This window comes from Rhizobium sp. 05N430, assembly GCF_056396985.1.
On record NZ_JBFTMO010000011.1, the window covers coordinates 95,140 to 108,816 of the forward strand.

The 13,677-nt window shown below is 60.5% G+C and carries 10 protein-coding genes; 2 read left to right on the top strand and 8 right to left on the bottom strand.

The annotated features are described in order from the left end of the window. The 6 genes from AC1DJO_RS20995 to AC1DJO_RS21020 all read right to left on the bottom strand — a co-directional run bounded on the left by AC1DJO_RS20995 (position 1) and on the right by AC1DJO_RS21020 (position 8,763). Complete coding sequence (locus AC1DJO_RS20995) at positions 1 to 1,209, bottom strand: glycosyltransferase family protein (protein WP_112386643.1); 1,209 nt, start codon at positions 1,207 to 1,209, stop codon at positions 1 to 3. 88 nt (positions 1,210 to 1,297) lie between these two features. After that, entirely contained in the window at positions 1,298 to 2,470 is a 1,173-nt protein-coding gene (locus tag AC1DJO_RS21000; protein ID WP_162698735.1) for an ABC transporter permease, read from the bottom strand. Further along, entirely contained in the window at positions 2,470 to 3,468 is a 999-nt protein-coding gene (locus tag AC1DJO_RS21005; RefSeq protein ID WP_112386645.1) for an ABC transporter permease, read from the bottom strand. The genes AC1DJO_RS21000 and AC1DJO_RS21005 overlap by 1 nt, the downstream gene beginning before the upstream one ends. A gap of 1 nt (position 3,469) precedes the next feature. Beyond that, positions 3,470 to 5,383 carry an ABC transporter substrate-binding protein gene (locus tag AC1DJO_RS21010; RefSeq protein WP_112386646.1) on the bottom strand — a complete coding sequence of 638 codons (1,914 nt, stop codon included), beginning with the start codon at positions 5,381 to 5,383 and terminating at the stop codon, positions 3,470 to 3,472. Then, positions 5,377 to 7,275 carry an ABC transporter ATP-binding protein gene (locus AC1DJO_RS21015; protein WP_477972811.1) on the bottom strand — a complete coding sequence of 633 codons (1,899 nt, stop codon included), beginning with the start codon at positions 7,273 to 7,275 and terminating at the stop codon, positions 5,377 to 5,379. The genes AC1DJO_RS21010 and AC1DJO_RS21015 overlap by 7 nt, the downstream gene beginning before the upstream one ends. Positions 7,276 to 7,419: 144 nt before the next feature. Further along, positions 7,420 to 8,763, bottom strand: a complete 1,344-nt coding sequence (locus AC1DJO_RS21020; protein WP_112386648.1) for an adenylate/guanylate cyclase domain-containing protein — start codon at positions 8,761 to 8,763, stop codon at positions 7,420 to 7,422. A 415-nt stretch (positions 8,764 to 9,178) separates the two neighbouring features. On the opposite strand from AC1DJO_RS21020, the gene AC1DJO_RS21025 reads away from it, so the two are divergent. Then, positions 9,179 to 10,549, top strand: a complete 1,371-nt coding sequence (locus AC1DJO_RS21025; RefSeq protein WP_112386649.1) for a nucleotide sugar dehydrogenase — start codon at positions 9,179 to 9,181, stop codon at positions 10,547 to 10,549. A 354-nt stretch (positions 10,550 to 10,903) separates the two neighbouring features. Next, a complete protein-coding gene (locus tag AC1DJO_RS21030; protein ID WP_112386650.1) occupies positions 10,904 to 11,734 on the top strand; it encodes an MBL fold metallo-hydrolase in 831 nt (276 codons plus the stop codon). Here AC1DJO_RS21030 and AC1DJO_RS21035 read toward each other — a convergent pair. Beyond that, on the bottom strand, positions 11,731 to 12,483 hold the full coding sequence (locus AC1DJO_RS21035; RefSeq protein ID WP_112386651.1) for a polysaccharide deacetylase family protein: 753 nt from the start codon (positions 12,481 to 12,483) through the stop codon (positions 11,731 to 11,733). The two genes, AC1DJO_RS21030 and AC1DJO_RS21035, sit on opposite strands and share 4 nt — an antisense overlap. Further along, positions 12,480 to 13,568, bottom strand: a complete 1,089-nt coding sequence (locus AC1DJO_RS21040) for a glycosyltransferase family 4 protein (protein WP_112386652.1) — start codon at positions 13,566 to 13,568, stop codon at positions 12,480 to 12,482. Before AC1DJO_RS21040 ends, AC1DJO_RS21035 begins: the two co-directional genes overlap by 4 nt. Positions 13,569 to 13,677: the final 109 nt, after the last annotated feature.

Genomic DNA, 13,677 nt, shown 5'->3' on the forward strand with positions numbered 1-13,677 from the left:
TCACTCTGCGCCGACGAGGGAGAGATGACGGCCGCGATTGTCGAGCCAGCGGCCGACGGTCTGCGAGATATGATCGAGGCCCTCAAGCCGCATTGTGCAGCCGCTCTGCGACGGCGGCTGGCGGTTTGGCAGCTGTTTCAGGGCTTCGGCCATGATGGCAGGATTGGCGGACTGATCCGGCAGCAGCATATCGACGAGGCCGAGTTCGCTGGCGCGCTGCGCCCGCAGCAACTGCTCCTCACGCGGCTTGACGCGCGGCACGATCAGCGCGGGCTTGTCGAAGGAGAGGATCTCGCAATAGGTATTGTAGCCGCCCATGGCGACCACGCCCGTTGCCCCCTCGATCAGCTCTTCCATGTGATTGTCGAATTCGATGACCTCGATGGACGGGATCTTTTCACCCTTCTTGACGAGCTTCGTGCGCTCTGCGGCCGGCATATAGGGGCCGAGCACCACAAGCGCCTTCAATTGAAGGGTCGAATCCTGCTCGTAAGCGTTCATCACGTCGTGGACGAGATCGGAGCCGTCGCCTCCGCCGCCCGTCGTGACGAGAATGTATTTTTCCTTAGGCGTGTTCACCGACTTCTTGCTCTTCGAAACGCTGCGCTGCAGGAAGCCGACGAAATCCATCTTGCGTCGGACATTGGCGGGAACATCGAGGCCGACCAACGGATCGTAGAAGTCCGGCGGGCCATAGACCCAGACGCTGTCGTAATACTGGTCGATCTTCTGCATGATGCCGTTGCGCTTCCATTCGGCATCGAGCAGGTGCGGCGCGTCCATGATCTCGCGAAGGCCAAGCACCAGCGTCGTACCGCGCGCTTTCAGATAGGCGAGCGTATCCTCGACTTCACCCTTCAGACCCATGGGCTCCTTGTCGACGATGAAGATGTCGGGCTGGAAGGTCTCGGCGGTATGGCGAATGCTGGATTCGCGCATCTTCAGCGTATCCTGCAGATCGATATGGCTCGCCATCGACGTATATTCGCCGTTGCGAAGCTTGATCACGCTCGGGATCTTCACGAAATCGACGCGGGCGCGGTAATCGAAGGCGCCGGCGATCGTGGCGCCCGAGATGATCAGGATGTTGAGGCCGCGATAGTCTTCGACCAGCGCATGGGCGATCGTTCTGCAGCGGCGCAGATGGCCGAGACCGAACGTGTCGTGGCTGTACATGAGGATACGTGCATCTTCAACACGTCTGGCCATGGAGAGTACCTCTGGGGCGAATGACATAGTTCACCCCCGTTTGCCGGAGGCCAAGAGACAGCGGGCCGATGATCCGCTGGACTTGCTGTTATTTGTAGGGATCTGCGGCATCGCGCAACCCGTCTCCCAGAAAGTTGAAGGCAAGAATGACAAGAACCACCGGAATTATCGGGAACAGAAGCCACGGGTAGAAAGCGATGACACTGACGCTTTTCGCTTCGGTGAGCAAGATCCCCCAGCTGGTGATCGGTGGCCGAAGGCCAAGGCCGAGGAACGACAGCGCCGTTTCGCCAAGGATCATTCCGGGGATGGAAATCGTTGCAGAAGCAATGAGATGCGACATGAAACCGGGAACCAGATGGCGGCCGATGATGCGCGGTGTGCTGGCGCCCATCAACTGTGCGGCCTGCACATAATCCTCTTCGCGAAGCGCCAGAAGCTTGGATCTGACGGCACGTGCCAGCCCGGTCCAGTCGATGATGCCGAGGATTACGGTAATGCCGAAATAGATGACGATCGGGCTCCAGGTCACCGGCATGATGGCGGCAAGCGCCATCCAGAGAGGCAAGCTCGGCAGCGATTGCAGCACCTCGATCATGCGCTGCACGATCAGATCGAAGACGCCTCCGCGATAGCCGGCGAGGCCGCCGATGACGATGCCAAGCACAAAGCTGATGGTGATGCCGATCAGGCCGATCGTCAGCGAGATTCGCGCGCCATAGAGGATGCGCGACAGCACGTCGCGGCCGAGCCGGTCGGTCCCGAGCAAATACATCTGTCCGCCTTCGGCCGGGCAGACGAGGTGCCGTCTGGATTCGAACAGACCCCAGAAACGATAGGCATCGCCGCTGCAGAAGAAGCGTATCGGCTGAATGTCGTCGGGTTTCTCGGTGTAAATGCGGCGCAGCGTATCGATATCGAGCCGCATCGAGCGGCCATAGACGAAGGGACCGATGAATTCGCCCTTGTCGAAGAAATGCACCCGCTGCGGCGGCGAATGGATGTAGTCGACATTGCGGCTATGCAGGCCGTAAGGCGCCAGGAACTCGACGATCAGGATCGCGAAATAGACCAGTGCGAGAAAGATGCCGGAAATCAGCGCCAGGCGGTGCTGCTTGAACTTCCACCACATCAGCTGCTTCTGCGACGCGAGATGAATGCGCGACTGCGCAGAGGTCATCGTCTCCTGCGCTTGCGGATCGAACGGGGTGGTCGAGACAAAGTGCTCCAGGGGGGCGCCTGGTGGCGGCAAGGGCGACATTATTTGGTGCTCCTGCCTTGCAAGCGGATGCGGGGATCAAGGAAGCCGAGAGCGATATCCGAGATCAGCACGCCGATAACGTTCAGGAAGGCGAGGAACATCAGGAACGAACCGGCAAGGTACATGTCCTGGCTCTGCAGCGCCTTGACCAGCATCGGCCCGGTCGTTTCGAGCGACAATACGATGGCAACGATTTCGGCGCCCGAAATGATCGATGGCAGGATGGAGCCGATATCGGCGACGAAGAAGTTCAGCGCCATGCGCAGCGGATATTTGATCAGCGCCCGGGTCGGATGCAGGCCCTTCGCACGCGCCGTCGTCACATATTGCTTCTGCATCTCGTCGAGCAGGTTGGCACGCAGGCGGCGGATCATGCCTGCTGTTCCAGCGGTGCCGACGATGATCACCGGGATCCAGAGATGCGCGAGGATCGACTTCGCCTTCTCCCAGCTCATCGCCTCGTTCAGATATTGCTGGTCCATGAGATGGCCGATGGAGAGGCCGAACCACACGTTGGCGAAATACATCAGGATCAGCGCCAGCATGAAATTCGGGATGGCGATGCCGAGCAGACCGAAGAAGGTCAACCCGTAATCGCCCCAGCTATATTGATGGGTGGCCGAATAGATGCCGATCGGGAACGCGATAAGCCAGGTGACGAGGATGGTGGTGAAGGAGACGAGGATCGTCAGCCACAACCGGTCGCCGACGACATCGGAAACCGGCAGCTGGTATTCGAACGAATAGCCGAAATCGCCATGCAGCATGCCGCCGACCCAGTAGAAATAGCGGACGATCTCCGGCTTGTCGAAGCCGTACTGCTTCCGGAGTTCCTCGATTTCCTGGAGGTTGGCGGCTTCGCCCTGGGCGCGCAGCTCGGCGATCTGGCTTTCGAAGAAGTCGCCCGGCGGCAGCTCGATGATGGTGAAGACCAGAGCCGAGATCACGAACAGCGTCGGCACCATGGCGGCGATACGCCAGAGGATATATCTCAGCATCTCACGCCTCCTTCAGCCAGAACGCGTCAGGCATGTAGATGCCGAGGAAGGAGGTCGGGTCGAAGCCGTAAAGCGCCCGTTCCGGAACGTTCTGCATCTTCTTCGAGATCAGGATCGGCTGCAGCGCGCCGTTGATCAGGCCGATCGAGAAGACCTGCTGGGTATAAAGCGCCAGCATCTTGTGCCAGATCTCCTCCCGTTTCTTGAAGTCGGCGGTTGCTCCCCACTGGCTCAGCAGATCGACGAGCTGCACGACCTCGGGGATATCGGGCGCGCTACCTTCCTGGCCGGCCGAGAGGTAGTACATGCCCCAGATCGGCCATTGCAACTGATCGTCTACGGTCGGTGCAAGCTGTACCGGCGCCATGTCGGCGGTCGGCACGCCGTTCTCGATGCCGAACCAGATCGCCATCATGATCGAGCCGCTCATCGCGCGGCTTCTGAAGATGTCACGCTGGGAGGTCCGCGTGTAGAGCGCGATGCCGATCGTGCGGAAGTGATCGCGCACGAGTTCCAGCACGTCGGTATCGAGCGTGCTTTCGCCGGGTGTCTCGACGGTGATCTCGGCACGCCGCCCGTCCGGCAGAAGGCGGATATCCTCTTCGTCGCGATTCGTCAGGCCGAGTTCGTCGAGCAGCTTGTTTGCCTGATCGACATCATGCTGGATGAAGGCGTCGGCATATTCCTGCTTGAAGAGCGGGCTGTCGGGCAGAACCGTATCGGCGCTCGGCGTGCCAAGCCCATAAAACGCCACCATATTGATCTCGTGGCGGTCGATCGCCAGCGACAGCGCCCGGCGGAAGCGGACGTCGCGGAACAGCTTGCGCCAGACCTCATCGGCGCAATTGAGGTTCGGCAGCAGCGCAACGCGCGAGCCGCGGGCCTGCTTCCAGAGATTGACCTTCACCGGGAAGCGCTGCTCGGCCTCTTTCAGGAAGGTATAGTCGTTGAAGTCGATGCCGGTTGCCTGCAGGTCGGATTCGCCGGCGCCCGCCTTGGCGGCGATGATCGACGAGGAGCTGACATTCAGGATGAAGCGGTCGATATAGGGAAGCTGCACGCCGTTCTCATCGACACGGTGGAAAAAGGCGTTGCGGTCGAAGATGAACTGATCGGCCGGCGGCTTGGTCATGACCTTCCAGGGGTCGAGAGTCGGCAGATCCGGGTTCTCGGGACGCGAGGCGCGCGACATCTTGATGTGCAGGTCGGCCCACTTCTTGACCCGGTTTTCCTTCATCAGCGCCGAAAGGCGGAAATCGTCCTGATACTTCTTGTGAAACTGTTTCAGGTAGTGTGCCGGCCCGAAGATGACGAGCGGCAGCGGACCGGCGAGTGCCGGCAGGAAGCTTGGGTTCGGCTTTTCCCAGGTATAGCGGACGATGAGGTCGTCGAGCACCTCGAACTTCGGCAGGTCGCCGTGCGGACGCAGCTCCAACGCACCGCCGCCTGGGGTCGCTTCCTTGTTGAGGATAACATCCTCCCACCAGTAGCGGAAGTCATCGACCGTAAACGGCTTGCCATCCGACCACTTGTGATCTTCGCGAAGGTGGAAGGTGAAGATGCGGTCGTCTTCTGTCGTGTAACCGCCGAGAATGTCCGGCTGGAACTGCAGGTGCTTGTCGTAACCGATCAGCCTCGAATAGCCATAGACGGTCATGTAGCGGACGTCGCGCGGGCCGCCGATGATGGTCTTGACCTGGCCGCCATAGGTGCCGGGCGCCAGGCCCGCTTCCTTCATGTTGATGATGCGCGGATGCTTCGGCAGCCGCTGCGCCATCGGCGGAATGGCGTCGGCGCGCAGCTGGTCGCGCAGGAATTCCGGCTCGATATCGCGATCGTCGGAGGCGGCGCGGACAAGGGTAGGCGCAACCGTTGCGCCGATCATGCCGCCGAGGAAGGTGCGACGCGTTACCATGCGCGTAGCTCCTTGACGTCGGCACCTTTTCGGGCGCGCACGAAATGGCCTTCGCCGAGATCGGCATAGGCAAGCTCGGAAGCGTCGTCATGTTCGGCGGTAAAGGTCAGGCCCCAGTTCTGCTTGTCGGCAGCACCATTCTTGCGCAGCGCTTCGAAATCGAGTGGCCGGTCGAGATCGGGGAAGGGGACGGCTGCCAGCAGCGACTTGGTATAGGGGTGAACCGGATCGCGCAGGATGATTTCGCGCGGTGCGATTTCGACGATGCGGCCCTTGCACATGACGGCGATGCGGTCGGCCATGTAGTCGACGACGGCAAGATTGTGCGAGATGAACAGATAGGTCAGGCCAAGTTCCTTCTGCAGGTCCTTCAAGAGATTGAGGATCTGCGCCTGAACCGAGACGTCGAGCGCCGAAACCGGCTCGTCGAGGATGATGAGTTTGGGGCCGAGAGCAAGCGCGCGAGCGATACCGATGCGCTGGCGCTGGCCTCCGGAAAAGCTGTGCGGATAGCGGCTGAGGTAGCGGCGGTCGAGGCCGATGGCGCCCATCAGCGCTTCGACCTTGCGCTTGCGCTCCTCGCTGTCGCCGCGGTCGTGAATCTCGAGCGGCTCGCTGAGAATATTTCGCACCGTCATGCGCGGCGAGAGTGATGAGACCGGATCCTGAAACACCATCTGGATCTTGGTGCGCAGCTCCTGCAGCTCGTCGCCCTTGACGGTCAGAACGTCGATGACTTCCTTGCCGTCGTTGAAAACCACCGAACCGCTATCCGGTGTGATCGCCCGCATCAGGATCTTGCTGACCGTGGTCTTGCCGCAGCCGGATTCGCCGACGAGACCCAGGCACTCGCCGCGCCTGATGTCGAAGCTGACGTCATCGACGGCGCGCAGCACGGATTTTTCGCCCTGGCCGAAAAGGCCGCGCTTGCGGATCGCATAGGTTTTCGAGAGATTGTTGACCGACAGCAGCACCTTCGGCGCGTCGTGATCGACGGACGACTTCTTCTTGCCGATCAGCGATTCGAGATTGACCGGCACGTCGCGTAGCGCCTTCAGCCGTTCGCCGGGCTTCATGTCGAAATGCGGGACCGCGGCCATCAGGCCCTTCAGATAGGGATGCTGCGGGTTGCGGAAGATTTCCTTGACCGGACCGGCTTCCATGATCTCGCCGTGATAGATGACGACCACTTCGTCGGCCATGTTAGCGACAACGCCGAGATCGTGCGTGATCAAGAGCATCGCCATGCCGAGCTTGTGCTGCAGGTCGCGCAGGAGTTCCAAGATCTGCGCCTGGATCGTCACGTCGAGCGCCGTCGTCGGTTCGTCGGCGATCAGCAGCGCCGGCCGGCAGATCAGCGCCATCGCGATCATCGCGCGCTGGCGCATGCCGCCAGACAGCTCGAACGGGTACATGTCGTAGGTGCGCTTCGGATTGGCGAAGCCGACGAGGGCAAGCATCTCCTCGGTCTTCTCGCGCGCTTCCTTCTTGTCGGCGTCGGTGTGGATCAGTAGCGACTCGCTGATCTGGTTCCCAACCGTATGAATCGGCGAAAGCGAGGTCATCGGCTCCTGAAAGATCGTCGCCATGCGCTTGCCGCGCAGATCGCGCATCTGTTCGCTGTCGCGGCCATATTGCAGAATATCGGTGGTCTTGCCGTCGAGGGGATCGGTGAACAGGATCTTGCCCGTCGCCTTGGCCGGCGTCGGCAGAATGCCCATGATCGATTGACTGATGACGGATTTTCCGGAGCCGGATTCACCGACAAGTGCGGTGACCTTACCCGGTAGGATACGTAGCCCGGCGTCTTTTACGACACGCAGCTTGTCCCCGAAAACCGAGAATGAGACGTCGAGATTCTCGATACGCAACAAGTCGGACGCGGACGCCATACCAATGATATTCCCCAGTCTTATTCTGTTCCCGTTAAGGCACACTAGCCTACCGTAAGCGGGGTGTCCAGTTTATGACAGCTCTGGAGAATTTGGCGCTTTAGCGCTGATATTCAAGCAAAAATCGGCCTCTTTGAAGGCCACTTACTGAACGAACCTTTCAACCATCGGACGCTTCTCCTGCTTCTTCGCGTCACGATGCAGCAGGATCACCTGTTCGGCTTCGGACAGCCCATTCTGGGCGACGTCCTGGAAGGTTCCGCCATCGGCGAGCGGCGGCGGCGTGATGCGCGGCTGCAGCACGGTGACCTTCTGGCGGATGCCGCGCAGCTTTTCCTCGCCGAGCGTCGTCCATTCGCCGCCGCAATAGCCGGCGAACGCCTGGCTGGCGACAACCTCACGATTATACTTCTTGGTCAGCGACTGCAGGCGCTGGACTTCGTTGACGGCCGAACCGAAGGCCGAGAACGTTAGCCGGTCCTTCAGCCCGACATTGCCGAACATGACGTTGCCGATATGCAGGCCGATGCCGTAGCGCACCGGGCTCATGCTTTTTCCGGCGCGCTCATTGTTGAGCTCGGCAACACGCGACTGTGCCTGATGGACGGCCGATAGTGCTGCTTGTGCCGCAATCTTTGAAGGATCCTTGTGGCGGCCGCATGGATAGACGGCGAGAAAGCCGTCGCCGAGGAAGCTCAGGATCTCGCCGCCATTGCGGTTGAAGGGTGCGGCAATCGCGTCGAAGAACTCATTCAGCGTATCGATATAGGCCTGGCGGCCCTCCTTTTCGGCGAACATCGTCGACTGGCGCATGTCGCCCATGACGAGCGCGGCACGGATCGTCTCGCCGTCGCCGCGGCGGATCTGGCCGTTCAGCACCCGCTTGCCGGCATCGCCGCCGAGATAGGTGGTCAGCATATTGTTGGCGAGCTTGCCGAGCACCGCCATCTTGGCGGCGACGGCCAGATGGTTCTGCATGCGCAGCAGCGCTTCGATCATGTCGTCGGAAAAGCCGGAATGCGCGTCCGTCGACCACGAGCCCATCATGCCCTGTACGGAGCCATCGCCGAACGGCTGCACGAAGGCGAGATAGTCGGTGATCTTCTCCTTGCGGAGATCGTCGAAGATCGGGAATTCGGCCGGTCCTTCCTGGCTCATCCGGCGGCGAATGTGCTGCAGGTTGTTGTCGAGCAGGTAGTAATAGGGGCTTTGGAGGAAACGATCCGGCTTGGCGCCGGCCGAATGCCGGTAACCCTCGATGGTGACGCCACTCGAGCGCCGCCAGGTGAAGCTCAGCGCATCATAAAGCGGATGCAGCATTGAAAAGGTCAGGTGAACGCGGGCGATCGGCAGACCGGCAGCGGCGATGCGCTCGCAAAAACCACGAACGATATTCTCCAGATCATCGCCGGCCAGCGAAGAATTGGTCAGCCATTCGGCGACGCGGTCCAGAAGAATGGAGGACACGCTGGATTCGATGGTGCTCATTTTTGGTATTATCCTCATCAAGCACGTCCGTTCCTGAAAGCGACGAAAAACCTGCCTGCAGCGCGGTCACGCGCAGGGCGGGGGGCAAGATGGACGAGCGGTATTATTGGGTCAACGATCTGCCGAAGACCCGGCAAACCTACCTGTCAGAGCCCGAAAAGAGCGAGGACGGGTGTCCTTTCTGGTGGTTCATTATCCTAATCAGATAGGCATTTGATCGATCCGAAACAATGCTATCCGGATAATTTTCTGCCTCCGGTTTCGATGTCTGCGGCCAGCGAGTCTTTTCGGCCACAGTGCAAAAGAGGTGCGATGCGATTACGGCTTGTATCGGGCAGCGCCGATCACGACCGCTTCACCATCCTGTCAGGCAGAAGGCGGGTTTAAATCATTGCGATCTTGCATTATCTCACCCATGACTTTCCTCGTCAGAAGAGACCCCGTCTTGGCCACCTCGCAGACATCAGCCGCCCTTTCCGCAAAGATCAGCGATCGCACCGCCCGCGCCGGCATCATCGGCCTTGGCTATGTCGGCCTGCCGCTGGCCATGGCGATCGCCCGCAGCGGCTTTCCGGTCACCGGTTTCGACATCGATCCGAAGAAGATCGTCGCGCTTGATGCGCGAAAATCCTACATCGATGCGGTGACCGATGTGGCGCTCGCCATTGAGATCGACGCAGACCGCTTTTCGGCAACGACCGATTTTGCCGGGCTGAAAGCTTGCGATGTCATCGTCATCTGCGTGCCGACGCCGCTGACCAAGCACCGGGATCCGGATCTTTCCTATGTCGAGGCGACGTCGCGCGCCATTGCGGAACACCTTCGGCCGGGCCAGCTGGTCGTGCTGGAATCGACCACTTATCCGGGGACAACCGATGACGTCGTCAAGGTAATCCTCGAAAAGACCGGTCTGAGGTCGGGCGCCGATTTCTTCATCGGCTTTTCTCCGGAGCGCGAAGACCCCGGCAACCAGCATTACAACACGGCGACCATTCCCAAAGTCGTCGCGGGTGACGGGCCGGATGCGCTGGAGCTGATGACGAGCTTCTACGGGGCGGCCGTCTCGACAGTCGTCCCTGTCTCGTCGAATGCGACCGCTGAAGCTGTCAAGCTAACGGAGAACATCTTCCGCTCGGTCAATATAGCGCTCGTCAATGAACTGAAGACCGTTTACGCCGCCATGGGTATCGACGTCTGGGAAGTGATCGACGCCGCCAAGACCAAGCCGTTCGGCTATATGCCGTTCTATCCCGGTCCCGGTCTCGGCGGGCACTGTATCCCGATCGATCCCTTTTACCTGACCTGGAAGTCGCGCGAATACGAGCTTCCCACACGCTTTATCGAGCTGGCCGGTGAGATCAATTCCGCAATGCCGCGCTATGTCGTCGGAAAGCTTGCCGAGGCACTCGATATCCGCGCCGGCAAGGCGCTGAGCCGCAGCAAGGTGCTGGTGATCGGTCTTGCCTACAAGAAGAACGTCGCCGATATTCGTGAGAGCCCGTCGCTCAGGCTGATCGAGATCATTGAGGAGCGCGGCGGCAAGGCCGACTACAGCGATCCTTTCGTGGCCGAAATCCCGCCGACGCGCGAATACCAGGCGCTGAAGGGCCGGAAGTCCGTTGAGATCAGCACCGAGACGCTTGCGGACTATGATGTAGTTCTTATCGCCACCGATCATGACGCGGTTGACTACGGCGTGCTGGCTAAGAGCGCGCCTCTGATCGTCGATACGCGCAATGTATTCGCGCGCCTCGGCCTGGCTGGCGATCACATCATCAAGGCGTGATCGCAGGGTGCTTGGCCCGGTGCCTATTCTTTCCAGCACTGAGATCAGTCCTCTGTAGACGAAGGTCGCATTAGGCTCCAATTTGCAATTTGCGACATTAGAACCCATCTAATGTCAGGAAACACGGATCCGTTCTCCGCCATTTGCAGGCCCAGCCGCTTCCGTTTACCGAAAACAAACCATATCCAGTTGCAATCCAAGGCGAAAACCGCTTGCTTAGGAAAATCTACTTGTTCTGCCTGTAGCGGTAGGCGGATTGGTAAGGAAACGGCATGTCCGTAGCATGGTGCTCTTCGCAACCAGATCAGTTTGTGGTTACGATCGCATCCACGGGAACGTCCGATCGACGAAAGAATGAGCAAAGAACTATTTCAGGTTAAGTTTTGGGGCGTCCGGGGCAGCATTCCGGTTTCGGGACCCGAGTTCGATCACTATGGTGGCAACACCACGTGCATCGAAATCCGTTGCGGCGCCCACCGTATGATTTTCGACGCGGGCTCCGGCCTGCGCGAAGCCGGGCTCGCGATGCTCAACGAGAGCGTCAGCGACGTCGATCTGTTTTTCAGCCACTGCCACTATGACCACATCATCGGTCTGCCCTTCTTCAAGGCTATCTATTACCCGTCGATCCACCTGAACATCTGGTCAGGACATCTGGACGGCAAGATGACCACCAAGGAGATGGTCAACCAGTTCATCAGCCCGCCCTGGTTTCCGGTGAAGACCGATATTTGCCAGGCGACGATGGATTTCCGCGATTTCCACGCCGGTGAAGTCCTGTCGCCGCGCGACGGCATCAAGATCAAGACCTACATGCTGAACCATCCGGGCGGCGCCATCGGCTACCGTATCGAATGGGGTGGCCGGTCCGTTGCGCTGATCTTTGATATCGAGCATATCCCGGGTTCTTACGATCCGGTGTCGCTGGAGATGATGAAGGACGCCGATCTGGCGATCTACGACTGCACCTATAACGAAGACGAGATGCAGCGCTTCAAGGGTTTCGGTCACTCGACATGGCAGCACGGCGTCGAGCTTGCCAAGATGGCGGGCACGAAGCAGTTCGCGCTCTTCCATCACGCGCCGTCGCGTACCGACCAGCAGCTCGGCCAGATGGAGCGTGAGGCGCAGGCCGCTTTCCCGACATCCTTTGCCGCCCGCGACAATCAGGTTATCGATATCTAGGTCTTGAGCAAGCTGGCGGCGGGCGTCCAGGCGACCGCCTTGATCCCGGCTGTCTCCCTGAACAGCGCATCGCAGAAATTCCAGGCTGCGGCGTCATGGACGAGATGGTGCGTCAGAAGACCGATCGGCTCGTCGCTGCCCTCGAAGCGGTTCTGCAGCTCGGCGACCAGTTCTGCAATCAGCTCTTCTTCCGGCCGCCCGCCGCGGGTACCATGCCAATCCATGATATCTACATGGGTATTCAGAATGCCGATCGGCTGGCCCGGCGCGGCTTGTCCATAGGTGGAGAGGCTTTCGAAGCCGAGTGCGGAAAGCTTCGGGATCAGCGCATCGTCGATCCGGTTCCACGGCGGCACCAGCATCGGCACGAAAGACGTCTCGTGAAGCTGCTTCAGATTGAGGAAGCCGTGATAGAGCTCGCCAAGCACCGCCTCGGCCAGGCGATGGCTGCCAAGCTCCTGCTTCTTCTCCTCCGCCGGGGCGTGATTTTGATGCGCCCAGCCATGAACTGCCACGGCTGCATGTTTCTCATTGGCCAGGCGCTGCGAGAGCGCCGGTCCGGTCTTCGCCGGCACCACAGCAAGCGTCACCGGCACGTCGTAGCGATTGGCAAGCCCCAGCAGTGTGTCGAGCGCGCCGGTCGGTTCGATCGCATCGTCATCGCGCCACCAGAACGCCGCGGTGCGGCCCGCGGCAGTCCACCGCGCCAACTCGCCGCGAAGGGGTTCCCAGGCCGTATTGCCGCTCATCGCTTCACTCCTGCATAGGTCTTCAAGATATCGTCGAGGGCCGCTGCCGCGGTTGCGATCGACCGCTCTTCGAGAACGAACCGGCGCGCTTCGGCGCCCATCTTACGCCGTTTCTCCGGGCGCTCCAGCAGCTCACGGATCGCGACTGCATAGGCCGCCACGTCGCCTTCAGATGTCAATACGCCGGTGGAGCCGTTGCCGATCACTGCGGGGACACCCGCGGTCTCCTGGGCGACGGCGGGAAGTCCGGCGGCCTGCGCCTCCAGATAGGCCAGGCCATAGGCCTCACCGCAACCCGGCCAGACATATATCGCAGACTGCTTCAGCAGCGCAGCGATCTCCACCGGGCTGCGCTCACCGCACCACTCGATGCGTCCGGGCTCGAAACCGACAAACAGCGCTTCGACAGCATTCCTTTCAGGACCGTCACCGGCGATCGCCAGCGTCCAGGCCGTATCGCGGATCTGATGCAAAGCGGCCGCGAGCATCGCATAGCTTTGCATCTTGTCGCCCGGGCGCATCATCGCGACCGCGATCAACCGCGTTGGATCGGCAACCGTGCCGGGCTCCGCATAGAGCGCCGGATCGATGAATGGCTGGATCGAGGCCATGCGTGCCTCGGGAATCGCCCGCTCGACACCGGCGCGGTCCCGCGCCGTCATCGCGATGTTAACCGCCGCCTGCCGGATAGCGCTGGCGACCAGCGCCTGTGCCGGCTGCCAGGGGCCTTGATCACGCTTCGGCGAATAGGATGCCTCGACGGTCACATAGGGAATGTCGAGTTCACCGCAAAGGACGGGACCGAACGGATCCGGCGATTTGTAATAGGGGTGGTAGCAAAACCAGAAGTCCGGCTTAGCGCCGGCAGCAAACTCTGCCCGCAGCCGCTGCAATTCGCTCTGGCGGCCCTCTTCCAGGAGCGCTGCGGCCTCCGGTGTTGCGGCGAAATTCCGGAAGCTGGAGACGAGTTCGACCTCATGGCCTGCCAGATCGAGCGCGCGCATCAGAAGCCTGCCCATCAGCCGGTCGCCGGAGGGGACGGGATGGCCGGGAGACTTCAAAGGCGCGTAAAAGGCAATCTTCATCAGCGAGCGCCCGCCGAGACAGAGCGTTTCCAATTCCCGATCCAGCCTGCGGCGAAATTCTGCGCTATGGTCCGCTTCCTTAAGAGTTGCTGATAAACATATAGAATGT

Coding starts and splice junctions, on each gene's coding strand:
- AC1DJO_RS20995 (WP_112386643.1), bottom strand. CDS start 1,209: ATGGCCAGACGTGTTGAAGATGCACGTATCCTCATGTACAGCCACGAC.
- AC1DJO_RS21000 (WP_162698735.1), bottom strand. CDS start 2,470: ATGTCGCCCTTGCCGCCACCAGGCGCCCCCCTGGAGCACTTTGTCTCG.
- AC1DJO_RS21005 (WP_112386645.1), bottom strand. CDS start 3,468: ATGCTGAGATATATCCTCTGGCGTATCGCCGCCATGGTGCCGACGCTG.
- AC1DJO_RS21010 (WP_112386646.1), bottom strand. CDS start 5,383: ATGGTAACGCGTCGCACCTTCCTCGGCGGCATGATCGGCGCAACGGTT.
- AC1DJO_RS21015 (WP_477972811.1), bottom strand. CDS start 7,275: ATGGCGTCCGCGTCCGACTTGTTGCGTATCGAGAATCTCGACGTCTCA.
- AC1DJO_RS21020 (WP_112386648.1), bottom strand. CDS start 8,763: ATGAGCACCATCGAATCCAGCGTGTCCTCCATTCTTCTGGACCGCGTC.
- AC1DJO_RS21025 (WP_112386649.1), top strand. CDS start 9,179: ATGACTTTCCTCGTCAGAAGAGACCCCGTCTTGGCCACCTCGCAGACA.
- AC1DJO_RS21030 (WP_112386650.1), top strand. CDS start 10,904: ATGAGCAAAGAACTATTTCAGGTTAAGTTTTGGGGCGTCCGGGGCAGC.
- AC1DJO_RS21035 (WP_112386651.1), bottom strand. CDS start 12,483: ATGAGCGGCAATACGGCCTGGGAACCCCTTCGCGGCGAGTTGGCGCGG.
- AC1DJO_RS21040 (WP_112386652.1), bottom strand. CDS start 13,568: ATGAAGATTGCCTTTTACGCGCCTTTGAAGTCTCCCGGCCATCCCGTC.